Annotated in this window: 19 protein-coding genes; 5 read left to right on the forward strand and 14 right to left on the reverse strand. The window is 70.2% G+C overall.

The features are described from left to right. Positions 1-291: 291 nt before the first annotated feature. Positions 292-1254 carry a ParB/RepB/Spo0J family partition protein gene (locus AB0J42_RS13285; RefSeq protein ID WP_364292755.1) on the forward strand — a complete coding sequence of 321 codons (963 nt, stop codon included), beginning with the start codon at positions 292-294 and terminating at the stop codon, positions 1252-1254. 970 nt (positions 1255-2224) lie between these two features. Here AB0J42_RS13285 and AB0J42_RS13290 read toward each other — a convergent pair. The 3 genes from AB0J42_RS13290 to AB0J42_RS13300 form a co-directional block, all read right to left on the reverse strand. After that, positions 2225-3268: a low specificity L-threonine aldolase gene (locus AB0J42_RS13290; RefSeq protein WP_364292758.1), complete on the reverse strand. Its 1044-nt coding sequence runs from the start codon at positions 3266-3268 to the stop codon at positions 2225-2227. A 289-nt stretch (positions 3269-3557) separates the two neighbouring features. Beyond that, positions 3558-4529 (reverse strand): D-alanine--D-alanine ligase, encoded by a 972-nt coding sequence (locus tag AB0J42_RS13295; protein WP_364292761.1) that lies wholly within the window; start codon positions 4527-4529, stop codon positions 3558-3560. A 132-nt stretch (positions 4530-4661) separates the two neighbouring features. Next, positions 4662-5894, reverse strand: a complete 1233-nt coding sequence (locus AB0J42_RS13300; protein ID WP_364293344.1) for a PLP-dependent aminotransferase family protein — start codon at positions 5892-5894, stop codon at positions 4662-4664. Between the two features lie 271 nt (positions 5895-6165). Between AB0J42_RS13300 and AB0J42_RS13305 the strand changes: the two genes are divergently transcribed. Continuing rightward, positions 6166-6783: a GNAT family N-acetyltransferase gene (locus AB0J42_RS13305; protein WP_364292764.1), complete on the forward strand. Its 618-nt coding sequence runs from the start codon at positions 6166-6168 to the stop codon at positions 6781-6783. A gap of 119 nt (positions 6784-6902) precedes the next feature. Here AB0J42_RS13305 and trxA read toward each other — a convergent pair whose 3' ends face one another. The 8 genes from trxA to AB0J42_RS13345 all read right to left on the reverse strand — a co-directional run bounded on the left by trxA (position 6903) and on the right by AB0J42_RS13345 (position 15816). After that, positions 6903-7217 carry a thioredoxin gene (gene trxA / locus AB0J42_RS13310; RefSeq protein WP_364292767.1) on the reverse strand — a complete coding sequence of 105 codons (315 nt, stop codon included), beginning with the start codon at positions 7215-7217 and terminating at the stop codon, positions 6903-6905. 12 nt (positions 7218-7229) lie between these two features. Beyond that, complete coding sequence (trxB, locus tag AB0J42_RS13315; RefSeq protein ID WP_364293347.1) at positions 7230-8162, reverse strand: thioredoxin-disulfide reductase; 933 nt, start codon at positions 8160-8162, stop codon at positions 7230-7232. Between the two features lie 127 nt (positions 8163-8289). Then, positions 8290-9156 carry a hypothetical protein gene (locus AB0J42_RS13320; protein WP_364292770.1) on the reverse strand — a complete coding sequence of 289 codons (867 nt, stop codon included), beginning with the start codon at positions 9154-9156 and terminating at the stop codon, positions 8290-8292. Then, positions 9146-9781, reverse strand: coding sequence for an RNA polymerase sigma factor SigM (gene sigM, locus AB0J42_RS13325; RefSeq protein WP_364292773.1), 636 nt, complete (start codon positions 9779-9781; stop codon positions 9146-9148). Before sigM ends, AB0J42_RS13320 begins: the two co-directional genes overlap by 11 nt. A 15-nt stretch (positions 9782-9796) precedes the next feature. Beyond that, positions 9797-11320, reverse strand: coding sequence for a protein kinase family protein (locus AB0J42_RS13330; RefSeq protein WP_364292776.1), 1524 nt, complete (start codon positions 11318-11320; stop codon positions 9797-9799). Positions 11321-11487: 167 nt separating this feature from the next. Then, positions 11488-13098: a murein biosynthesis integral membrane protein MurJ gene (gene murJ, locus AB0J42_RS13335; protein WP_364292779.1), complete on the reverse strand. Its 1611-nt coding sequence runs from the start codon at positions 13096-13098 to the stop codon at positions 11488-11490. Further along, the gene (locus tag AB0J42_RS13340) at positions 13095-15233 is read right to left on the reverse strand and encodes a DUF6049 family protein (RefSeq protein ID WP_364292782.1); all 2139 of its coding nucleotides are present in this window, start codon (positions 15231-15233) and stop codon (positions 13095-13097) included. Before AB0J42_RS13340 ends, murJ begins: the two co-directional genes overlap by 4 nt. A gap of 58 nt (positions 15234-15291) precedes the next feature. Further along, on the reverse strand, positions 15292-15816 hold the full coding sequence (locus AB0J42_RS13345; RefSeq protein WP_364292785.1) for a YbaK/EbsC family protein: 525 nt from the start codon (positions 15814-15816) through the stop codon (positions 15292-15294). Between the two features lie 146 nt (positions 15817-15962). Here AB0J42_RS13345 and AB0J42_RS13350 point away from each other — a divergent pair, with 146 nt between their 5' ends. Then, positions 15963-17366 carry a CCA tRNA nucleotidyltransferase gene (locus AB0J42_RS13350; RefSeq protein ID WP_364293350.1) on the forward strand — a complete coding sequence of 468 codons (1404 nt, stop codon included), beginning with the start codon at positions 15963-15965 and terminating at the stop codon, positions 17364-17366. On the opposite strand, the gene AB0J42_RS13355 is transcribed toward AB0J42_RS13350, so the two are convergent. After that, positions 17356-18642: an MFS transporter gene (locus tag AB0J42_RS13355; RefSeq protein WP_364292788.1), complete on the reverse strand. Its 1287-nt coding sequence runs from the start codon at positions 18640-18642 to the stop codon at positions 17356-17358. The genes AB0J42_RS13350 and AB0J42_RS13355 overlap by 11 nt on opposite strands. A gap of 84 nt (positions 18643-18726) precedes the next feature. On the opposite strand from AB0J42_RS13355, the gene idi reads away from it, so the two are divergent. Further along, positions 18727-19323 carry an isopentenyl-diphosphate Delta-isomerase gene (idi, locus tag AB0J42_RS13360; RefSeq protein ID WP_364292791.1) on the forward strand — a complete coding sequence of 199 codons (597 nt, stop codon included), beginning with the start codon at positions 18727-18729 and terminating at the stop codon, positions 19321-19323. Positions 19324-19366: 43 nt separating this feature from the next. Here idi and AB0J42_RS13365 read toward each other — a convergent pair whose 3' ends face one another. Together AB0J42_RS13365 and AB0J42_RS13370 are read right to left on the reverse strand one after the other, a co-directional pair. After that, entirely contained in the window at positions 19367-20446 is a 1080-nt protein-coding gene (locus tag AB0J42_RS13365) for an inositol-3-phosphate synthase (RefSeq protein WP_364292794.1), read from the reverse strand. 13 nt (positions 20447-20459) lie between these two features. Beyond that, a complete protein-coding gene (locus AB0J42_RS13370; RefSeq protein WP_364292797.1) occupies positions 20460-21047 on the reverse strand; it encodes a PadR family transcriptional regulator in 588 nt (195 codons plus the stop codon). A 133-nt stretch (positions 21048-21180) separates the two neighbouring features. Between AB0J42_RS13370 and AB0J42_RS13375 the strand changes: the two genes are divergently transcribed. Further along, entirely contained in the window at positions 21181-21513 is a 333-nt protein-coding gene (locus AB0J42_RS13375; protein ID WP_364292800.1) for a DUF5318 family protein, read from the forward strand. Positions 21514-21552 lie beyond the last annotated feature (39 nt).

Consider the following 21552-nt stretch of genomic DNA (forward strand, 5'->3'; position numbering starts at 1 on the left):
ACCGGTGTTCAGGGCATGGCGGTGTGAATCCGTGATCGCGCACCGCGCCCTGGTCTAACGGTCGGTCACCGCTGCGTGCGGCACCGGTGTTCAGGGCATGGCGGTGTGAATCCGTGATCGCGCACCGCGCCCTGGTCTAACGGTCGGTCACCGCTGCGTGCGGCACCGGTGTTCAGGGCAAGGTGGTGTAAATCCGGTGGGACGGTGTGTAGAGGAGACACTGTCCGGGGCAGGCAGCGGTAACCTCTCCTGAAGTGACCGGAATCGGCCCGGGTGGATGAGGAGACGTTAGTGAGCCAGCAGCGGCGGGGATTGGGCAAGGGGCTGGGGGCGCTCATCCCGACCGGCCCCATTGTTGACGGTACGGGCGTGATGCCCCCGGCCGGCAGCCCGACCACACCGGAAGCCGGACCCAAGCCCGTCGCCGGAGCCTATTTCAAGGAAGTGCCCGTCGCCGCGGTCGTGCCGAACCCACGCCAGCCGCGTGAAGTGTTCGACGACGAACGCCTTGAGGAATTGGCCGCGTCGATCCGCGAAGTCGGCCTCCTGCAACCCGTGGTGGTGCGCCCGGTAGGCGGCGGCCAGTACGAGCTCATCATGGGCGAGCGCAGGCTGCGCGCCTGCAAGAGGGTGGGCCTGAAGGACATCCCCGCGATCGTCCGCAACACCCGTGACACCGACCTGCTCCGTGACGCCCTGATCGAGAACCTCCAGAGGGAGCAGCTCAACCCCTTGGAAGAGGCGGCCGCCTACCAGCAGCTCCTCGACGACTTCGACGCGACCCACGACCAGCTCGCCAAGAAGATCGGCCGCTCCCGCTCACACATCACCAACACCTTGCGCCTGCTCAACCTCCCCCCGGAGGTCCAGCTCAAGGTCGCGGCCGGCTCCATCTCCGCCGGCCACGCCCGCGCCCTCCTCGGCCTGAGCACGCACGAGGAGATGATCCAGCTATCCAAGCGCATCATCGCCGAACTGCTGTCGGTGCGAGCGGTAGAGGAAATCGTCGCCCTCGGCGCCGTCCAGGCCGCCCCCGCCAAACCCCGCGAGCGCCAGACTCCCAAGCCGACGGCCCCCGGCCTCACCCACCTCGCGGACCGCCTTTCCGACCACTTCGAGACCAAGGTCAAGGTCGACCTCGGCCGCCGCAAGGGCCGCATCGTCGTCGAGTTCGCCACCATCGACGACCTTGAGCGCATCATCGGCACCATGGCCCCCAGCGCCGCCAACGCCATCCGCGAACTCGAAGAGTAGACTCCCGCCGTGGTTTCACGTGAAACACCCCCGCGTCGTTTCACGTGAAACCACCCACCCCTCCCGCGAGACCAACCCTCCCGTCGCTCCCGCGAGGCCGACCCTCCCGTCGCTCCCGCGAGGCCGACCCTCCCAGCCCTCCCGCGAGGCCGACCCTCCCAGCCCTCCCGCGAGGCCGACCCTCCCAGCCCTCCCGCGAGACGAGACCCACCCTGACGTCGCTCTCGCGAGACCCACCCCCCATCCACCTTCGCGAGGGGCAAAACCCACCCACTCTCGCTAGACCCACCTGCATCCAGCTCGCCTGGGCTACCCATCCACTCGCAGCGTTCACCTGTCCGCTCCCGCTGGAGCCACCCCCTCTACTCCCGCGAAGCTCCCGCCCACCCCCGCCAGGGCCACCCGTCCACTGGTTGGCTCACCCGTTTCCCCCTCGCCAGGGCTACCTGCGCGAGGGAGGGCCACCCGGCAGCCGGCTCGTCCGTGGAACGTCCACGCACATGCCCACACGAGGCCCGGACGCTGAGGCCGCACGATACCTCGACGACCGCGTGCGCATTCTGCCCGAGACACGCTGAGCACGGCCGTCCCGACAGAGGAGAGCCCATGCCGCCTTCCCTAGTCGCCGCCGACCTCTCACTTGCACCCTCGGAGTAGCTGAGCACGCCCGCCAGGTCCGTACTCGACCACGAGCCCGGCATAGGGCGCGACGACGCTGAGGCATTGGCGAACTTCGGTGGGCGTAATCCTGGCTCTCGGGATGCGGCGAGGTTTCACGTGAAACGAAGAGGGCGGCACCGGCGACCGTGTTCTCAGCGAGCAGGCAGATGTTTCACGTGAAACGCAGTGGCGCGTTGGAGGGATGGGAGCGGTCAGATGGTCGGCGCGCTCTCCATCGTTCTCGTCACACCTGTTCCGGTGCTTTCAAGGGAGGACGAGAGAGCCAGAGGTTTCACGTGAAACAGGGGAGTCAGCCGAGAGCTGCCTTGCGGAGGTCGCCGAGGAAGTCATCGACGTGTTCCGGGGTGGTGTCGAAGGCGGTCATCCATCGGACGATGCCCGCCGCCTTGTCCCAGAAGTGGAAGAGGTAGCGGCGCTGGAGGGTGACGGCGACGTCGGTGGGGAGCTGGGCGAAGACGGCGTTGGACTCGACGGGGTGGACGAGGCTGACGTTCGGGATGTCGGTGAGGCCGTCCGCCAGGCGCTGGGCCATCGCGTTGGCGTGGGACGCGTTCTGGCGCCACAGGTCGTCGGTGAGGAGGGCGGTGAGCTGAGCCGAGATGAACCGCATCTTCGACGCGAGCTGAAGGGACTGGCGGCGCAGGAACGGGACCGACCGGGCGAGCGACGGATCCAGCACGACCACCGCCTCGGCTGCCAGCGCGCCGTTCTTGGTGCCGCCGAAGCTGAAGACGTCCACGCCCGCCGCGCTGGTGATGGCGTCCAGGCCGCACGAGTGGAACGCCGCCGCGTTGGCCAGCCGGGCACCGTCGATGTGGAGGCGCAGGCCGGCCGCGTGGGCGGTGTCGGCGAGGGCGGCGATCTCGTGGGGCGTGTAGCAGGTGCCGAGTTCGGTCGTCTGGGAGATGGAGACGACGCTGGGCTGCGGCTGGTGGGGGTCGCCGAGGGCGGACAGGCGGGAGGTGATGTCGTCGGGGCGGAGCTTGCCGTCCGGCGTGGGCACGGTCACGAGCTTCACACCGAGAAGGCGTTCGGCGGCGCCGGTCTCGTGGGTGGCGATGTGGGCGGTGTCGGGGCAGATGATGGCGTCGTAGCGGCCGAGCATGAGGCCCAGGCCGACCATGTTCGCGCCCGCGCCGTTGATCACCGGAAAGCCTTCAGCCTGGGGGCCGAATATCTCCTTGACGCGCTGCTCGAACGCCGCCGTCCACGTGTCGCCCCCGTACGCGGGCGCGTCGCCCTGGTTGGCTCCGGCCATCGCGTCGAGGATGGCCGGGTGGACGCCGGCATGGTTGTCGCTGGCGAAGCTCTTCGGATAGGTCGAGTCGATCACAGGCCAAGGTTACTTACGGAACCCCAAGGTCCTGAGTAGCCAGTGGCGCACCCGCCGGAGCACAGGCGGCGTCGGGCGCGCCAACCTCTGGGTCAGTGGTACGCGGGGAGGGGGCGGCCTTCTGACGGAACGCAGTTCCTGCGGCCGGTGGAGCACAGGCGGTGCGGACTAGGGGACGCGAGGATGGGGCGACGGCGTTCTGGCGGAACGCGACCCTGCTGCCGGCCGGTGGCCCACATGCTGACGCGCGGGCGGCGTCGAGCGCCACCCCCCAAGTCCGCCGACCGGGTCAGCGGGAGGCGAGGTTGGGGCGGGGGCGGGAGGCGGCGTTCTGGAGGAGGGCGCGGCAGAGGTCGCCGAGGTCTCGGCCCGCTGCTTCGGCGGCCATCGGGAGGAGTGAGGTCTCCGTCATGCCGGGGGCGACGTTCACCTCGAGGAAGTGGGGCGTCTCGGAGGCGTCGACGATCAAGTCAGTGCGGGAGATGTCGCGCAGACCCAGCGCCGTGTGGGCGGTCACCGCGGTCTCGGCGCAGGCCGCCGCCGCGGCGGGGGAGAGGCGGGCGGGGGCGAAGAACTCGGTGTGGCCGGCCGTGTAGCGGGCGGCGTAGTCGTACACGCCCTCGTCGGGGACGATCTCCACGGCGGGGAGGGCGACGGGGCCTTCGCCGAGGTCCACCACCGAGACCGCCACTTCGATGCCTTCGACGTACCGCTCGATGAGGGCGGTGTCGCCGTAGGCGAAGCAGCCGACCATCGCGGCGGGGAGCTCGTCGGCGGTGCGGACGATGGAGGCGCCGAGCGCGGAGCCGCCGCGGGCCGGCTTGACGAAGAGGGGGAGGCCGAGCTGGTCGACGATGCGGCCGAGGACGGCCGTCGCGCCAAGGTCGTGGAAGGTCTCTTTGGGCAGCGTGATCGAGGCGGGTGTGTTCAGGCCGACCGAGCGGACGACGGCCTTGGCTGTGGGCTTGTCGAAGGCGACCCGGCAGGCGTCGGGGCCTGCTCCCACGTACGGCACGTTGAGGAGTTCGAGCACCGAGCGGATCGCGCCGTCCTCGCCCGCGCCGCCGTGGAGCGTGACGAAGACCGCGTCGGGCGGGTCGGCGAGGATGGACGGCACCAGGGAGGCGTCGGTGTCGCGCGCTTCGACGTCGATGCCGGTCGCCCTGAGCACTTCGCTCACCCGCCGGCCGGAGCGCAGGGATACCTCACGCTCGTAGGAAAGGCCGCCGGCCAGCACGAGCACGTGGCTCAGGTCGCTCATCTCGTCTCCTCCGCTGATCGTCCGCCGTCCAACCGTACCGGCGGGACGGGACGGTGCCGTACGACGGGGTTCCGTCCGGCGTGGGACGTCGAACGGCCGGCGCCGCGTGGACGCCGGCCGTTCGCGGTGCGGTCAGGCCAGGTCCGGGCCCGGGGTGTCGACACCGATGTGGTCCCGGGTGGAGGCGGTGCCGAACGTGTCTCGCAGTTGCATTTCCTGTTCGATGACGCCTGCCAGGCGGCGGACGCCTTCGCGGATGCGGTCCGGCTCCGGGTAGCAGAACGACAGCCGCATGTTGCGGGCGCCGCTGCCGTCGGAGAAGAACCCGGTGCCGGGGACGAAGGCCACCCGTTCGGCCACCGCCCGCGGCAATATCGCCTTCGAGTCGAGCCCTTCCGGGAGTGTCGCCCAGACGAAGAACCCGCCCGCGGGCCGTGTCCAGGTGACCCCGGGCGGCATCAGCGCTTCGAGGGCGTCGAGCATGGCGTCGCGGCGCTCGCGGTAGAGCTCCCTGAACGCCTTGATCTGCTCCTTCCACGGCTGGGTCGCGAGGTACTGCCCGACGGCCAGCTGTGTGAAGGACGAGTGCGACAGCACGGCCGACTCCATGGCCAGGACGAGCTTGTCGCGGATGGCGTGCGGGGCGAGGGCCCAGCCGACGCGGAACCCGGGGGCGAGCGTCTTGGAGAACGACCCCAGGTAGACCACCCCGTCGGGGTTGTCGGCGCGCAGCGCGCGCATCGGCTCGCCGTCGAAGCCGAGGAGCCCGTACGGGTTGTCCTCGACGATGAGCACCCCGGCGCGCTGGCAGATTTCGAGGACCTGCTGCCGCCGCTCGGTGTCGAGCGTGACGCCCCCGGGGTTGTGGAAGGTCGGAATGGTGTACAGGAACTTGATCGGAGCTCCCGCCGTTTCCAGGGCGTAGATCGTCTGGGCGAGGGATTCGGGCACGATGCCCTGATCGTCCATGGCGATGTGTACGACTTTTGCCTCGTATGCGGCAAAGGTACCGAGCGCCCCCACATAGGAGGGCCCTTCCGCCAGGATCACGTCACCCGGGTCGATGAAGATCCGGGTGATCAGGTCGAGGGCCTGCTGTGAGCCGACGGTGACGACCACGTCGTTCCCGCCGGCCTGAATCCCTTCCAGCGCCATGACCTCGCAGATCTGCTCGCGCAGGTGCGGGTCGCCCTGGCCGGAGCCGTACTGGAGCGCGACAGGCCCGCGTCTGGTGACGAGATCCGAGACCAGTTCGCCGACCATGTCGAGGGGAAGCGCCGTGACGTACGGCATGCCGCCGGCGAGCGAGACCACCTCGGGCCTCGACGCGACGGCGAAGAGAGCTCGGACCTCGGAGGCGACCATCCCGGTAGCTCGTGCCGCGTACCGGTCGACGTAGGCGTCGATGCGCGACCCTTGGGTCGCGGGCGTCGTCTGACCGTGATCCTGCTCTTCTGTCACGGCCCACCTCCTAAGGTGTATCGATCCGAGACTCCAGGTTACGCCAGTCGGACATGTCGCCCGTGACGGGGCGGTGCAACCGGTGAATTCCGCTGGCGGGAGTGTCACTGAGCTACGATGCCACCTGGGGACGCGGTTTTCCCGCGCTTTTCCGGGTCTACGATTGGGGCCGTAGGTGTCGCGTCGGCTGGTCAATATCACCCTGGACAATTTGGGAGATCTTCCAAGGCGCTGCCGCCAGTGCGTTTTCTGGGAGCTCGATCCCGTCAGCGGCGAGCGGGCGGTGAAGACGGGCGACCCGGGGCTGGAGAAGGAGGCCTGGATCTCCGGCACGCTGCTGGAGTGGGGCAGCTGCGGGAAGCTCGTGTACGTCGACGGGGTGCCGGCCGGGTTCGTGCTTTACAGCCCGCCGCTTTACAGCCCGCGCTCGGTGGCCTTTCCGACCTCGCCGGTGAGCGCCGACGCCGTGCTGCTGATGACGGCCCACATCGTGCCCGAATTCTCCGGCGGCGGGCTGGGCCGGATGCTCATCCAGGGGATGGCGAAGGATCTGACGCGCCGCGGGGTGAAGGCGATCGAGGCTTTCGGTGACCTGAAATGGGAGGAACCGAGTTGTATCGTTCCTGCCGAATATTTGCTGTCCGTGGGTTTTAAAACTGTACGTCCGCATTTGCGTTTTCCGCGGTTGCGGCTGGAGCTGAAGACCGCGGTGTCCTGGCGCGAGGACGTCGAGGTCGCCCTGGAACGCCTCCTGGGCTCCATGAGCCCCGAACGTGCCCTTCGCCCCGTCTAGCCCCTTCCAGCCCTCCTGCGTGCCTTCTGGGCGCTCCTGGGGCCTGAGCAGACGCGGATGGGGCCTGAGAAACGCGGAAGCCCTCCGCCGAGCGACGGAGGGCTTCCAGCGAGCCGTACTCAGATGATGCCTTCGAGCTCCCGCAGCAGCATGGCCTTCGGCTTGGCGCCGATGATCTGCTTGACGACCTCGCCGTTCTTGTAGACGTTCATCGTCGGGATCTGCAGGACGCCGGCCTCACGGGGAACCTCGGGGTTCTCGTCGATGTTGAGCTTGACGATCTCCAGCTTGTCGCCGTGCTCGTTGGCGATCTCCTGGAGGATGGGCGCGACCTGCCGGCACGGGCCGCACCACTCGGCCCAGAAGTCGACCAGAACGGGCTTGTCGCTCTTGAGGACCTCGGCCTCGAACGTGGCGTCGGTAACTGCCTTCACGGATGCGCTCCCTTACTTCTCGTGGGTGGCGAGCCAGCGCTCGGAGTCGAGAGACGCCGCGCAGCCGGTGCCCGCCGCGGTGACGGCCTGCCGGTAGATGTGGTCGACGACGTCGCCGGCGGCGAACACGCCGTCGACGTTGGTGGCGGTGGTCGGGTGGGCGACCTTGATGTAGCCGTTCTCGTCGAGGTCGACCTGGCCCTTGACCAGTTCGGTGCGCGGGTCGTGGCCGATCGCCACGAACACCGCGTCGGTCGCCAGCTCGGACTCCTCGCCGGTCTTGACGTTGCGCAGCTTGGCCGCCTCCACCTTGGTGTCGCCGAGGATCTCGACCACCTCGGTGTCCCAGACGAAGCGGATCTTCTCGTTGGCGAACGCCCGTTCCTGCATGATCTTGCTGGCCCGCAGCTGGTCGCGGCGGTGCACCACGGTCACCATGCGGGCGAACCGGGTCAGGAAGGTCGCCTCCTCCATGGCGGTGTCGCCGCCACCGACGACCACGACGTCCTTGTTGCGGAAGAAGAAGCCGTCGCAGGTCGCACACCAGGAGACGCCGCGGCCGGTCAGCCGCTGCTCGTTCGCCACACCCAGCTCGCGGTAGCCGGAGCCCATCGCCAGGATGACCGACTTCGCGTAGTAGGTCTTGTCGTAGGTCTTGACGACCTTGGGCTCGGCCCGGAGGTCGACCTCCACCACGTCGTCCGGGATCAGGTCGGCGCCGAACCGCTCGGCCTGCTTGCGCAGGTTGCCCATCAGGTCGGGGCCCATGATGCCGTCGGGGAACCCGGGGAAGTTCTCCACGTCGGTGGTGTTCATGAGCGCGCCACCGGCGGTGACCGAGCCCTCGAAGACCAGCGGCTTGAGTTCGGCGCGCGCGGAGTAGACGGCCGCGGTGTAACCGGCAGGGCCGGATCCGATGATGATCACGTTACGGACGTCGTCCAACGCTCCCACGCCTCTCTTTCTTAAGCTCCCGTTCGCCTCAACAGATCCTAAGCCGTGGGCATTCCCGGCCCCCGGACGCCCACGCGAAAGAGCCCGCCGTAGCGGGCTCTTCGGGGGTCGGGGGCGGCTACCAGCGTCCCAGCGCCGGCTTGCGCAGGTTCTTGCAGTTGAACGGGTCGACGACGTCGATGCGGACCCGCTTGGTCTTCTTGTTCTTCCAGGACGCCATGATGACGGCCTCCTGGCCGTTGTACTGGCCCTGGTCGACGGCGAAGACGTCAGCCTTGGCGCGGTCGGCGACCTTGGTCACGCAGTGGTCGACCGGGTTGCCGCCGGACTCGCCGCCGAAGGCCGGGGCGGGCCCGAGGAAGACGCCGAGCGCCTGGCCGAGATCCTCGTCGCTGTAGTTGTGGCCGCTGTCGGTGAGCGCGTAGGTCCGGGCCTCGGCCTTGGTCTCCTGCCGCGGCGGGTGGCTCGTGGCCACCGCGATCTGCGACTCGGGAGCCGTCGGCCCGCCGGCGCCGCCGGAGGCGAGCAGGCTCGCCGACACCGCGGCGGTGCCCACCACCGCGGCCGCCGCGGCCACGGCCACCGCCGGGACCGACCATCGGCGCCGCCGTGTGGTGCGGGTCTTGGCCGGGACGACGGTGCCGTCGTCGGCGACCACTCCGAGGCGGACGGGCTCCGGCTCCTGACGCTCCCATGGAGCGTCGCGCGTGAGCTCGTCCCAGTCAGGCGCCGGCGCGAGGCCGACGCCGCCGCGCTGTGCCTCGGCGGCCAGCGCCTTGTCGATGCGCAGTGCGACACCCATCGGCATGGCCGGGGTGGGGGTCGCCGCGAGCACCTCGCGAACCGCCGCCAGGTCTGCCAGAAGCTCCCCGCAGGGGGAGCACACCGCGAGGTGCTCGCGGACCCGGTCGGCCGTGTCGACGTCCAGGAGGCCCTCTGCCAGCTCGGCGAGGACTTCCAGATCGTAGTGCGTATCACCCGTCACGAAGTTCTGCTCCCTTCGCGGATGAGACGCGACTCAGGTCAGTTCGGTTCCGCAGATGCGAAAGAATCGGGGCAAGTTTCGCGCGTCCCCTGGCGCACCGGCTCTTCACCGTCCCGCTGGGAACCTGGAGCACCTGAGCTGCGTCATCGACGGAGTAGCCCATCATGTCCACCAGCACGAGCGCGGCCCGCTGGTCGGCGGGGAGCAGTTTGAGCGCGGCCGAAACCTCCATCGACACCTCGCGTTCGAGGGTCTGGTCGGGGAGCTGGACGTCGCGCTCGGCGGCTTCGATCAGTTCGTCGTCGGCCACCGGGCGCACGGACTTGCGGCGCATCCGGTCGAGACAGGCGTTGACGACGATGCGGTGGAGCCAGGTGGTGACGGCGGCCTCGCCGCGGAACGAGCCGGCCTTGCGGTAGGCGGAGACGAAGGCGTCCTGCACGGCGTCGGCGGCCTCGTCGGGGTCGCCGAGCGTGCGCAGCGCGACGGCCCACATCCGGTCGCGGTGCCTCTTGACGATCTCGCTGAAGGCGTGAGGATCCCCGTTGATGTGCGCGGCCAGCAGATCGGCGTCGGTGATCACCGGCCGATCCGCTGGCGAGGGAGTCTCGGGTGGGGAGTTCACAAGAGGGATTCCTGGTTATGCCGATCCTGGAGAGTGCACCACTACCTCATAGATGGTGCCATGAAACTTCCCCGCTTCTGCCGGAAGTCGGGTAAACCAGATCAAAACGTACTGGCCGCTTGCGGTCTGATCAGGCTTGAAGGTCGTCTTACCCGACGCGTTCTTCACCTTGGCGACGGTCTTGAGCGACGCGAGGTCGGCGCTGTCGCCGACCTTCAGCTCGACGTTGGCGCCGGGAGCCTTGCCCAGCGTAGCCACCACGTCGCTGATGTGCATGGACTTGCCCATGTCGAGGAGCAGGCCCACACCGTCCTTGAGGTTGCCCAGCTCGGCGTTGTTGTAGTTGTCGGTCTTCCAGAACGTGTCGGGCTTGCCGTCGATGGTGAGCGGCGCCAGCTCGGGCTTCTCCCCGTGGTCGCCGAGCGGGTCGAACCCGCTCGCCGACTTGGCCTTGACCTCCTGCACCTGGGCGGGCGCCGAGGAGGCGGGGGAGGACGGGCTGGGCTGCGCCTCGCGGTCGTCGGAGCTGCCGAGGCTGCGCCCTATCGTCCAGGCGCCGATGCCGACCGCGACGATGACCAGCAGCACCACCACCGTCATCAGCACCCGGTTGAGCAGGTTGCCGCCGCCGCCGCTCTGCGGCGGCCTGAGCTGGATCGAGGTGGCCTGCGGCGCGTGCTGCGCCGCGGGCCGGTGACGCTCGGTGTCGAGGCCCTCGCTGGGCGAGGCCGCGGTCACGGACGGCGTCGAGGGGTACGGGATCGAGATCGGCATCGGCCTGGCCACGTCGGCCAGCGCGGCGGCGACCTCGGCGGGGCTGGACAGCGCGGCCTGCCCCTTGCGCGACTCCGGGAGGCAGGCCCGGATCGTCACCGCGTCGAGATAGCCCGGCACGCCCGCGGTCACCTGGCGCGGGGTGCAGAAGTGGCCGTCGGTCATCGGCGCGGCCGGGAGCGTGCCCTCCTCCTCGTCGCCCGGCCAGTGACCGGTCAGCCCGGCGTACAGCAGGCGGCCGAGACCTTCCGCGTCGTCCAGCGCGGGCTGGTCGGTGGTCAGCCCGTAGAGCGCCGAGTCGACCGCGACGCCCAGCACCTTGACCGTGTTGCCGGAGGTCCACACCAGGTTGCCGGGGCGCAGGCACAGGTGGTAGAGGCCGGCCTCGTGGGCGTGCGCGAGCGCCTCCGCGGCCTCGACGACCAGCCCCGCGGCCCGCTCCGGCTCCAGCGGCCCGGAGGCCAGCAGGTCGGAGAGGGTGTCGCCGACCACCCACTCGCTGACCACGTAGGCGTGCTCGGAGTCCTGGGCGGCGTCGAAGACCTGGGTCAGGCGCGGGTCGGTGAGCCGGCTGGCGGCGCGGGCCGCGGTGACGACCTCGTGGACGCGCGGGAAGTCGGGCGCGAACGTCAGCACGGCGACGGGACGGGCGAGGATCTCGTCGATGGCCTTCCAGTAGGTGGCGCCGTCGGACTCGCTCACCCGGTCTTCCAGCCGGAACCGGTCGGCGAGGCGGGTGCCGGGCTCGACCGCCGATGTGCTCACTGGCTCACCCCGCTAGCCCGGACATACCTGGTCAATCCCGGGCGCGCCTGCGTGGCGGTGTCCTGCGCAGGCACGCTATGCCGGATGGATCCGCCCACGCCCCTCCTGCTTCCATTCGCGCGTGTCGGCACCATGCTAGTGCCCGAGACGGTTCCTCCCCGCGCTCTTTAGCGGCGTACCCGCCCGGCGACCATCCCAACGACCGAGCTGACCTCCGGAACGCGCGCCAGCCGGTGGGCGACGCCGAGGTACAGGACCATCCCCAGCCCGCCGCCCACGGCCAGGATGATCACCGAGTTGAGGAAGCCCAGACCGCCGAAGATCTCCTGCACGCTCCAGACGGCGATCAGCGCCAGCACCGCCGTCGGCAGGGCGGCGAGGTACATCCTGGTGATCGCCATGCCGACCTGCCGGCCGCCCAGCCCGCCGACCCGGCGGCTGGCCAGCATCCAGGCCGCGCCGGCGCCGAGCGCGTACGCGATCGCGTAGGCCAGGGCCAGCCCCATGACCGCGTAGCGGGCCGGCAGCAGGTTGAAGAACAGCACCATCAGCCCGGCGTTGACCGCGGTGGTGCCCGCGCCGACGAAGACGGGCGTACGGGTGTCGCCGAAGCTGTAGAACACCCGCAGCAGCAACTGGAAGATCGCGAAAGGCACCAGTGCGAGCCCGTAGACCTGCAGCACGTTGCCGATGTAGATGGCGTTGGCCACGCTGTTGGCGCCGTGACCGTACAGCGGCACGGTGATCGCCGGCCCGAGCACCATGAGCAGCAGCGACACCGGCACCATCACCGCGCCGACGAGCCGCACGCTGGAGCCGAACTCGGACCGCACCTCGTCGAAGCGCCCCTCGGTCACGGCCCGGCTCATCCTGGGCAGCATCGCGGTGATCACCGAGACGCCGACGACCCCGTACGGGAGCTGGAAGAGCTGGAACGCGAGCGTGTACGGGGAGACGCCGTGACCTTCCACCGCGTCGCCGGCGGCGCTGGCGAGGTTGGTCGTGAGCAGGAACCCGAGCTGGGTGACGATCACGTAGCCGATCGTCCAGACGCCCATCCTGGACATCTCGCCGAGGCGGGCGTTGCGCAGGTCGAAGCGGGCGACGAAGCGGAACCCGGCCCGCTTGAGCGCGATGACCAGCACGGTCGCCTGGGCCACGATGCCGGCGGTGGTGCCGAGCCCGAGCAGGGCCAGCTCGCCGTTGGTGACGGTCGCGAGGTCGGAGCCGTCGGTCACGATCACCGCGTAGACGACCAGGACGCAGATGACGACCAGGTTGTTGACCACCGGCGCCCACATCGGGGCGGCGAACCGGTCGCGGGTGTTGAGGATCGCCCCGGCGACCGCGCCGATGCCGAAGAAGGCGAGCTGCGGCAGGATGAACTGGGCCAGCCGCACCGCCACCTCGAACTGGCGGTCGGCGCGGTCCCACTCGGTGTAGAGGTCGATGATCAGCGGGGCGGCCAGCACGGCCGCCGCGGCCACCACGATGAGCGCGACGGTGGCGAGCGTCAGCAGCCGCTGCTCGTACGCGCGGCCCCCGTCGGGGTCGCGCTGCTGCGCTTTGACGATCATCGGCACCACGACGCTGCTGAGCACGCCGAGCAGCAGCAGGTCGAGAATGCTGTACGGGATGGCGTAGGCGACGTTGTAGGCGTCGCCCAGCAAGGCCGTGCCGATGGCGTAGGCCAGCACCATGGTCCGGATGAACCCGGTCACGCGCGACACCATCGTGCCGGCGGCCATGATGGCGCTGGCGCGCAGCAAGCGGCTCATACGGTCTCACTCTCCCGAGTCCTGGCTGCCCGGGCGCCGCGCCGCTGCGACCTGCGCCGGAGAATGCGGGTGACCACGGCCGCCAGCATGACGGTGAGCGCGCCCCCCACGATGACCAGCGCGATGCCGGTGTAGCCGGTGGTGCGCACGATCAGCTTGACCGGCTCCCCGTAGGGCCGGCGGTCGGCCGTCAGCAGCTGGACCGTCACCGAGGCGTCGCCGCCGCCGGGGGCGATCACCTGCATGCCGATCTGGACGGTGCCGCTCTGCCCCGGGTCGATCCGGAGCGGCTCCCGTACGTCGGCTTCGAGCACGTCGGGGTCGTCCGACTTGGCGTCGACGTAGAGGGAGACGGGGGTGTCGAGCTGGTTGCGCACGCTGATCGGGACCTCGCCGTCGCTGCCCGCGAGCGTGCGCGGCCGGTCAGGACCGGCGCCGGTGATCGACACCTTCTCGATCCGGTCGTTGACCGCCTTGCCGACCTGCTCGGCGACGGCGCGGCCCGCCTTGGTGTCGCCCCGCCAGGCCGAGGAGGTGAGCCGGAGCACGGCGGCGTCGAACGACGACTGCTGGCGGCCGGTGAGCCGGGCGGTCAGCGCGGCCTGCTCGGCGAGCTCGCGGATCGGCTTGAGGTACTTGCCGCCGAGCTCCTGCTTGCGGCTCCGGTCGGGGTAGGTCAGCCCGGCGCGCGGGGTGGGGGCGGCGGGCACCTTGATCGAGTCGAGCGTGGTGAGCGACAGCCAGGGCAGCTTGCCCGCGGTCTTCAGCAGCGTGGAGACGACCGTCGGGCTGGGGTTCCAGCGCCGGGACGGGGCCACGACCAGCGAGCGGGGGCGGGTCTGGCCCGGCTCGGCGGCGATCATCGCGGTCTCGGCGATGAACCGCTGCTTGCTCAGCAGGGTCGTGGCGCGGGTGCCGGCGCCGGGCTCCAGCAGGCGGCTCAGCTCGCCGTCGGCGACCAGCGCGGTGACGGGGCCCATGACGGTGTCGAGCCGGGTGGCGGCGTCGGGGGTGGCCGAGGGGGGCGGCATGGCGACCGCCGAGGCGGCCTGCTGCGTCGGCAGGTTGGCCGCGTCGAGCAGGACCTTGTCGACCCGGGTGACGCCGGGCGCGCCGACCGCGAGCAGGTCGAGCGCGTCGGCGTCGATCATGCCGCCGGCCGGCCAGTAGGTCGAGGTCAGCACGTCGCCCTTGATGAGCGCGGACTTCTCCTTGGCCAGCTCCAGCGCGCGCGCCGGCTGCTTGTCGAGGCCGCGGTGGGCCAGCGCGGTCACGTCGGGGTCGGCGTACGGGGTCGCGACGACGGGGTTGTCGGCCAGCGCGGCGCGGACCGAGCTGAGCCACTGGGCGGCGGCGGGGTCGGCGGGCCGCTCCTCGCGCTTGTTGCCGGCCTTGACGTGGAACTTCTTGGTCATGGCCTCGACGTCGTCGAAGAGCGCCGGGTCGACGACCCAGGTGACCTGCTCGGGGGCGATCTCGGCGATGCGCGCCAGGTCGGCCAGCCGGCCCTTGCCGCCGAGCGCGCCGCTCAGCTTCTCGTCGACGAACGTGCCGTCGTCGGCCCGGCGCGGCTGGTCGATCATGGGCAGCACGAACGCCATCCGGTTGCGCACCGGCCGCTGCTGCCCGTTCGCCGGCGCGTACGTGAGGAAGGTGCGCTGGGAGGCGAGCTGCACCGCGTCCCACTGCACCACCTCGACGGCGAGCGGGTAGGCGCCGAAGGAGGTCAGCCCGAACTGCGCGGGCGTCATGGTGAGCTCGAACTCCTGCGAGGCGTTGGCGCCCAGCTCGGGGATGAGCGTGCTCGACTGGCTGGAGACGTTGGGCGGCAGGGTGACCGGAGTGTCGTCGCCGGCGAAGGTCGCCATCGCGGCCCGGTCGGGGAAGCGCTGGGCGGAGTAGCGCACCCGGACGCGCAGGCCGGACAGGGCCGCGGCGCCGCCGTTGCGCACGGTGCCGGTGATCTTTATCTCGGTCGCCCGCTCAGTGGCGTAGTCGGGCGTCACGGAGGTGAGGGTCAGGTCGATGCCCTGCCTCTTCGCGGTGATCGCGGCAGCCGCGCCCGGCGCCGCCACCACCGTGGGGGCGAGCAGCGCGGCCGAGAGCAAGGCGAGCAGCGTGGCCTTTTTGATCACACTTCTGCCCGGGCTGGAGTACGACACACGCCCGCAATGGTACGGGCTCAGTACGGGCTCAGTGCCCCGGCGCGACGGCCTCCAGGCTCTCGCGGTCCCCTGGCATGCGGAGATCGACGGTCTTGCCCCGCAGGAGGCCGATCAGGTCGAGGGCGCGCATGCTGAGCACCGCGTGGCGCTCGCCGACGGCGGAGAAGACCTGTTCGCCGTCGGTGTCGAGGCGGTCGTCGACGAAGAGCGGCAGATCCTCGGGCAGCAGGAGCGGGCCCACCAGCCCGGCCGCGTAGTCTGTGGCTTCGTTGACGAGGTGCGCGGGCGCGACGCGTACCGTACGTACACCGAGCAGGCGGCTGACGGCCGCCGGCCGAGGGGGAGTGGCGAGGGTGTGGACGACGCCGACGACGAACTCGCGTCCTATCCTCGGAGCTACCTCGAACACCGTGACCGTCACGCACCTGCCGGGAGCGGCGGAGAGCGTCCCCGGGAGTTCGTCCGCGCGAGTGATGGGGCGCGGAAGGCGTACGATCTCATGGTGGACCTGGTGTGCGAGGAGCCAGCGGTGGATCGCGAGGGCGTCCTTCATGAGACCTCCTTGCCTCGTTCCATCGCGCCGTCGGTCCCCTGACCGAAGGTAACCCGGACCCGGTGTGGCTCGGGGGATATGTTCCGGAATCGAAGGACCTACCCAGCTTGTCCGACACAAATCTGACCGAAACTCAGCAGCGGGCCATGCGTGACCTGTTCCGCAAGATCGCCCCCGTGGCCGACGAGCTCGGCCGCCTGTTCGCCGACCGCGGCCACGAACTCGCCCTGGTCGGCGGCCCCGTGCGCGACCTCCTGCTCGGCCGTGCGGGCAAAGACCTCGACCTGACCACCGACGCGCGCCCCGAACAGGTGCTCGACGTCGTGCGCGACTGGGCCGACTCCGTCTGGACGATCGGCATCGACTTCGGCACGGTCGGGCTGCGCAAGGGCAACTGGCTGATCGAGATCACGACCTACCGCAGCGAGAGCTACGACCCCAAGTCGCGCAAACCGGAGGTCATGTACGGCGACACGCTGGAGGCCGATCTGGAGCGCCGCGACTTCGCCGTCAACGCGATGGCGGTGCGGCTGCCCTCCCACGAGTTCGTCGACCCGTACGGCGGCCTGACCGACCTGGCCGCCAAGCGGCTGCGCACGCCCGGCCCGCCCGAGCGGTCCTTCGGCGACGACCCGCTGCGCATGCTGCGCGCCGCCCGGTTCGCCTCCCAGCTCGGCTTCACCGTCGACGAGGCGGCGGTGGCCGCGATGTCGGAGATGGCCGAGCGGATCGAGATCGTCTCGGCCGAGCGCATCCGCGACGAGCTCGACAAGCTCGTCTGCGGCGCCCATCCGCGCGCCGGCCTGCGCCTGCTCGTCGACACCGGCCTGGCCTCCCACGTGCTGCCCGAACTGCCCAAGCTGCGCCTGGAGATCGACGAGCACCACCGCCACAAGGACGTGTACGAGCACACGCTGACCGTCCTCGACCAGGCGATCGCCCAGGAGGACGAGGGCCGGCCCGACCGGGTGCTGCGCTGGGCCGCGCTCATGCACGACGTCGGCAAGCCCAAGACCCGCCGCCACGAGCCGGGCGGCCGGGTGTCGTTCCACCACCACGAGGTGGTCGGCGCCCAGCTGACCAAGAAGCGGCTGAGCGAGCTGCGCTTCCCCAAGGACGTGGTGGCCGACGTGGCCCGGCTGGTGGAGCTCCACCTGCGCTTCCACGGCTACGGCACCGGCGAGTGGACCGACAGCGCGGTCCGCCGCTACGCGCGCGACGCGGGCCACCTGCTGGACCGGCTCCACAAGCTGACCAGGGCCGACTGCACGACCCGCAACAAGCGCAAGGCCGCCGCTCTTTCTCGTACGTACGACCAGCTGGAGGAGCGGATCGCCCGGCTCGCCGAGGAGGAGGAGCTGGCCAAGATCCGCCCGGAGCTCGACGGCAACGAGATCCAGCGGGTGCTCGGCATAGGCCCCGGCCCGGTGGTGGGCAAGGCCTACAAGTTCCTGCTCGACCTGCGGCTCGACAAGGGCGTCATCGGCAAGGAGGCGGCCACCGAAGCGCTGCTGACCTGGGCCCGCGACAGCGGCGTGCTCAAGGACTGACCGGCTCCCGCGACCGGGTGACCATCCGGTAGGCCAGGGCGCTCGCCAGGTAGCCGGCCGTGATGATCACCACGACGGCGTACGACTTGCCGTCGGGCGGGAGGATGGCCGCCGACACGGCCGCCGCGAGCACGTACATGCCGTTGAAGAGCATGTCGTAGACCGAGAAGGCGCGGCCCAGGTAGACGTCGTCGAGGTCGCGCTGCACGGTCGTGTCGGCGCAGATCTTGACGCTCTGCCCGGCCAGGCCGAGCACGAACCCGGCCACCGGCAGCCCCCACTCCTGGAACGGCGCCACGAGCACGCCGGCGAGCACGCCCGCGGACGCCAGCGCGATCGGCACCCACCGGGTGATCGTGAACCGCTCGGTCGCGTACGGGGTGAGGATCACCGCGAGGAAGTAGCCGACGCCGGAGGTGGCCACGACCAGGCTGACGCCGCGCAGCGCCAGGTCGGGGTCGCCGTCGGTGAAGTAGTAGCGGTAGAGGATGATGCCGAGCGCCGTGGCCATGCCGTAGAAGAAGCGGTGCGCCGCCATCGCGCCCATGGTGGCGGCGGCGACCGGGCGGCTCACCAGGTGGCGGGCGCCGTCGGCCAGGCCCGCCACCACGTTGCGCAGCGCCTCGCGGGCCTGCGGCCGGCCGGGGTCCTCGGCGGGGCCGAGCAGGGAGCGCTCCATCGTCCGCGCCACCAGCGAGGTCAGCCCGAACACCAGGCCGGAGGTGACCAGCAGCAGCGCCACCCCGGTGTCGCCGCCGCCGAGGGCCTCACGCAGCAGGAAGCCCACCCCGGCGCCGAGGAACGTCACCACGGTGCCGGAGGTCGGGGTGACCGCGTTGGCGGCCATCAGCCGGTCGGCGGGCACCACGTGCGGCAGCGAGGCGCCCAGCGCGGCCAGGAAGAACCGGTTGACGCCCAGCACGGCCAGCGCGGCCACGTAGAACACCGGATCGGGCACGTCCGCCGCGACCAGCGCGGCGGTGACGACCAGCAGTGCGCCGCGCACCAGCGGCGCGATCACCAGGATCTGCCGCCGCGACCACCGGTCGATGAAGACGCCCACGAACGGCCCCAGGATGCTGTACGGCAGCAGCAGCACGGCCAGCCCGGCGGCGACCTCCAGGGCGGTGGTCTTGCTCTCGGGGCTGAAGAAGGCGAACCCGGCGACGCCGAACTGGAAGATCCCGTCGGAGAACTGCGAGACCAGCCGGGTGCCGAAGAGCCGTCGGAAATCCCGGCCACGGAGGACCACACGCAGATCGGCGACGAAAGACACGGCGTCAGCCTAGCCCGGCGCCCGCGCCGGAGAGGTTCCGCGAACCGGTTCTGGTCGCGAACGAGGTCACGTACGCTTCATAGCGTGACGACTGCTGAACACGTGGTACTCGTTGACCGCTCCGGCCACGCCCTCGGCACGGCGCCGAAACTCGCCGTGCACGGCCCGGAGACCCCCCTTCACCTGGCCTTCTCCAGCTACGCCTTCGACAGCGAGGGGCGGGTGCTGCTCACGAGGCGGGCGGGCCACAAGCTCACCTGGCCGGGCGTGTGGACCAACAGCTGCTGCGGCCACCCGCTGCCGGGCGAGCGCCTGGAGCAGGCCGTCCTCCGCAGGCTCTCGTTCGAGCTGGGCCTGACCGTCGAGCGGGCCGACCTGGTGCTGCCCGGCTTCTCCTACCGCGCGGTCATGGGCAACGGCATCGTCGAGCACGAGCTCTGCCCCGTCTTCCGCGTGCTGGTCGACGGCTCCGCCACCCCCAACCCCGACGAGGTGGGGGAGACGAAGTGGATGCCGTGGCAGGAGTTCGTCGACGGCGTGCTCAGCGACCTGATCTCGATCTCGCCGTGGTGCCGGGAGCAGGTGCCGCTGCTGACGGCGCTCGGCCCGGACCCGTTCCGGTGGCCGACCGCGTCGGAGGACGAGCTGCCGCCCGCCGCGCGTCAGCCGTACACGCCCTAGAGGCCGCGGCGCCGCACGGCGGGTGCGGCGCCGCGGTCGCGGGTCAGCGCTCGATCTCGCCGCCGATGAACTTCTCGACCTGGTCGCGGGCCTCGTCGTCGGAGTACTGCACGGGCGGCGACTTCATGAAGTACGAGGAGGCGCTCAGGATCGGGCCGCCGATGCCGCGGTCGAGAGCGATCTTGGCGGCGCGGACGGCGTCGATGATGATGCCGGCCGAGTTCGGCGAGTCCCACACCTCGAGCTTGTACTCCAGGTTGAGCGGGGTGTCGCCGAAGGAGCGGCCTTCGAGGCGGACGTAGGCCCACTTGCGGTCGTCGAGCCACGGCACGTGGTCGGACGGGCCGATGTGCACGTCGGCCTTGGCCATCTCGTGCGGGATCTGCGAGGTCACCGACTGCGTCTTGGAGATCTTCTTCGACTGGAGGCGCTTGCGCTCCAGCATGTTCATGAAGTCCATGTTGCCGCCGAAGTTGAGCTGGTAGGTGCGCAGCAGCTCGACCCCGCGGTCCTCGAACAGCTTGGCCATGACGCGGTGCGTGATGGTGGCGCCGATCTGGGACTTGATGTCGTCACCGACGATCGGCACGCCCGCCTCGGTGAACTTCTCGGCCCACTCGGGGTCGGAGGCGATGAACACCGGCAGTGCGTTGACGAACGCGACCTTGGCCTCCAGGGCGCACCGGGCGTAGAACCGGGCGGCCTCCTCGGAGCCCACGGGCAGGTAGCAGACGAGCACGTCGGCCTGGCTGTCGCGGAGCACCTGGACGACGTCGACCGGGCTCTCGTCGGACTCCTCGATGATCTCCTGGTAGTACTCGCCCAGGCCGTCGTAGGTGTGGCCGCGCTGGACGATCACCCCCGTCGGGGGCACATCGGTGATCTTGATCGTGTTGTTCTCGCTGGCGACGATCGCCTCCGAGAGGTCGCGGCCGACCTTCTTGGCGTCCACGTCGAAGGCGGCGACGAACTCGACGTCGCCTACGTGGTAGTCGCCGAACTTCACGTGCATCAGGCCCGGCACGCGTGCTGCCGGGTCGGCGTCCTTGTAGTAGTGAACGCCCTGGACCAGTGACGCCGCGCAGTTGCCGACACCGACAATGGCCACGCGAACCGAACCCATCGCACTCGCTCCTCTACTCATCACTTGATGTGGTATCTGTCGCGGGCCCCTCCTCGGAGGCCCGTCTCTCCGTGGCGATCAGCTCGTTGAGCCAGCGCACCTCGCGCTCGACGGATTCGAGCCCGTGGCGCTGGAGTTCGAGGGTGTAGCTGTCGAGCCGCTCCCTGGTGCGGGCCAGGGCGGTGCGCACGCTGTCGAGGCGCTCCTCCAGCCGGCTGCGCCGGCCTTCGAGGATGCGCAGGCGGACTTCGGCCTCGGTGTGGCGGAAGAACGCGAAGTGGACGCCGAAGCTCTCGTCCTCCCAGGCGGACGGGCCTGCCTGGGTGAGCAGCTCCTGCAGTCGCTCCTTCCCTTCAGCTGTGAGCTTGTAGACGATCTTCGATCGGCCACCCACGATCGGGGGCTGAGCCGGCTGCTCCTCCGCGATGAGCCCTCGCTCCAGCAGTGAGCGCAGGCACGGGTACAGCGACCCGTAGGAGAACGCACGGAACATGCCCAGTAGCGTGTTGAGCCGTTTGCGCAGCTCGTAGCCGTGAAGCGGCGTCTCGTGCAGCGACCCGAGCACGGCCAGTTCCAGCACCCTGCGTTGCCCGCCGGCCATGGGAACCGCCCTCCTCTCGCGTCGATGTATCGAGCCGATACATCCAGAGGATACGTCGGGCCGCTATATCGAGCAATGAACGACTTCCCCAAGACGTTGGGATCATTCAGAAAAAAGCCGTAGTCTGGCGCCCATGTGGTCACTGCGACAGGTGGTGGACGACGGCCGCGCCGAGCGGTCCGTGCTCCACGCCGCGCGCGCAGGACGCACACCGCCGGACGGCGCGTACCGCCTCTGCCCCAGGTGCGGGCGGGAGAACGCCACCGGCCCGATCGACGAGTACGGTGGCGCGCCCGGCCGCCATGCCGATCAGGCAAAGGTCGCGTCAGAGCCGATCGAGATGGCTCATGATTACGACGAGTACCGGGTGTACGCGGGCGAGGTCTGCCAAGGTTGTTCCTGGAATCACCTGACGGTCTCGTTCGTCCTCGGGAACGGGCCGCCAGTGCTCGCCGGCCGTGCCTAGCACAGGCGGCCCGACGACAGAACCGAGGACGGCGAGGAG

Origin of the sequence: Nonomuraea sp. NPDC049649, assembly GCF_040675175.1 — a bacterium.
Taxonomy (GTDB): Bacteria; Actinomycetota; Actinomycetes; order Streptosporangiales; family Streptosporangiaceae; genus Nonomuraea.

What these genes read in the sequence shown, in the direction of transcription:
- AB0J42_RS13295 (WP_364292761.1), bottom strand. Translation starts at nt 4,529, where the DNA reads ATGAGCGACCTGAGCCACGTGCTCGTGCTGGCCGGCGGCCTTTCCTAC.
- AB0J42_RS13300 (WP_364293344.1), bottom strand. Translation starts at nt 5,894, where the DNA reads ATGGTCGCCTCCGAGGTCCGAGCTCTCTTCGCCGTCGCGTCGAGGCCC.
- murJ (WP_364292779.1), bottom strand. Translation starts at nt 13,098, where the DNA reads ATGAGCCGCTTGCTGCGCGCCAGCGCCATCATGGCCGCCGGCACGATG.
- AB0J42_RS13345 (WP_364292785.1), bottom strand. Translation starts at nt 15,816, where the DNA reads ATGAAGGACGCCCTCGCGATCCACCGCTGGCTCCTCGCACACCAGGTC.
- AB0J42_RS13350 (WP_364293350.1), top strand. Translation starts at nt 15,963, where the DNA reads ATGCGTGACCTGTTCCGCAAGATCGCCCCCGTGGCCGACGAGCTCGGC.
- AB0J42_RS13365 (WP_364292794.1), bottom strand. Translation starts at nt 20,446, where the DNA reads ATGGGTTCGGTTCGCGTGGCCATTGTCGGTGTCGGCAACTGCGCGGCG.
- AB0J42_RS13370 (WP_364292797.1), bottom strand. Translation starts at nt 21,047, where the DNA reads ATGGCCGGCGGGCAACGCAGGGTGCTGGAACTGGCCGTGCTCGGGTCG.
- AB0J42_RS13375 (WP_364292800.1), top strand. Translation starts at nt 21,181, where the DNA reads ATGTGGTCACTGCGACAGGTGGTGGACGACGGCCGCGCCGAGCGGTCC.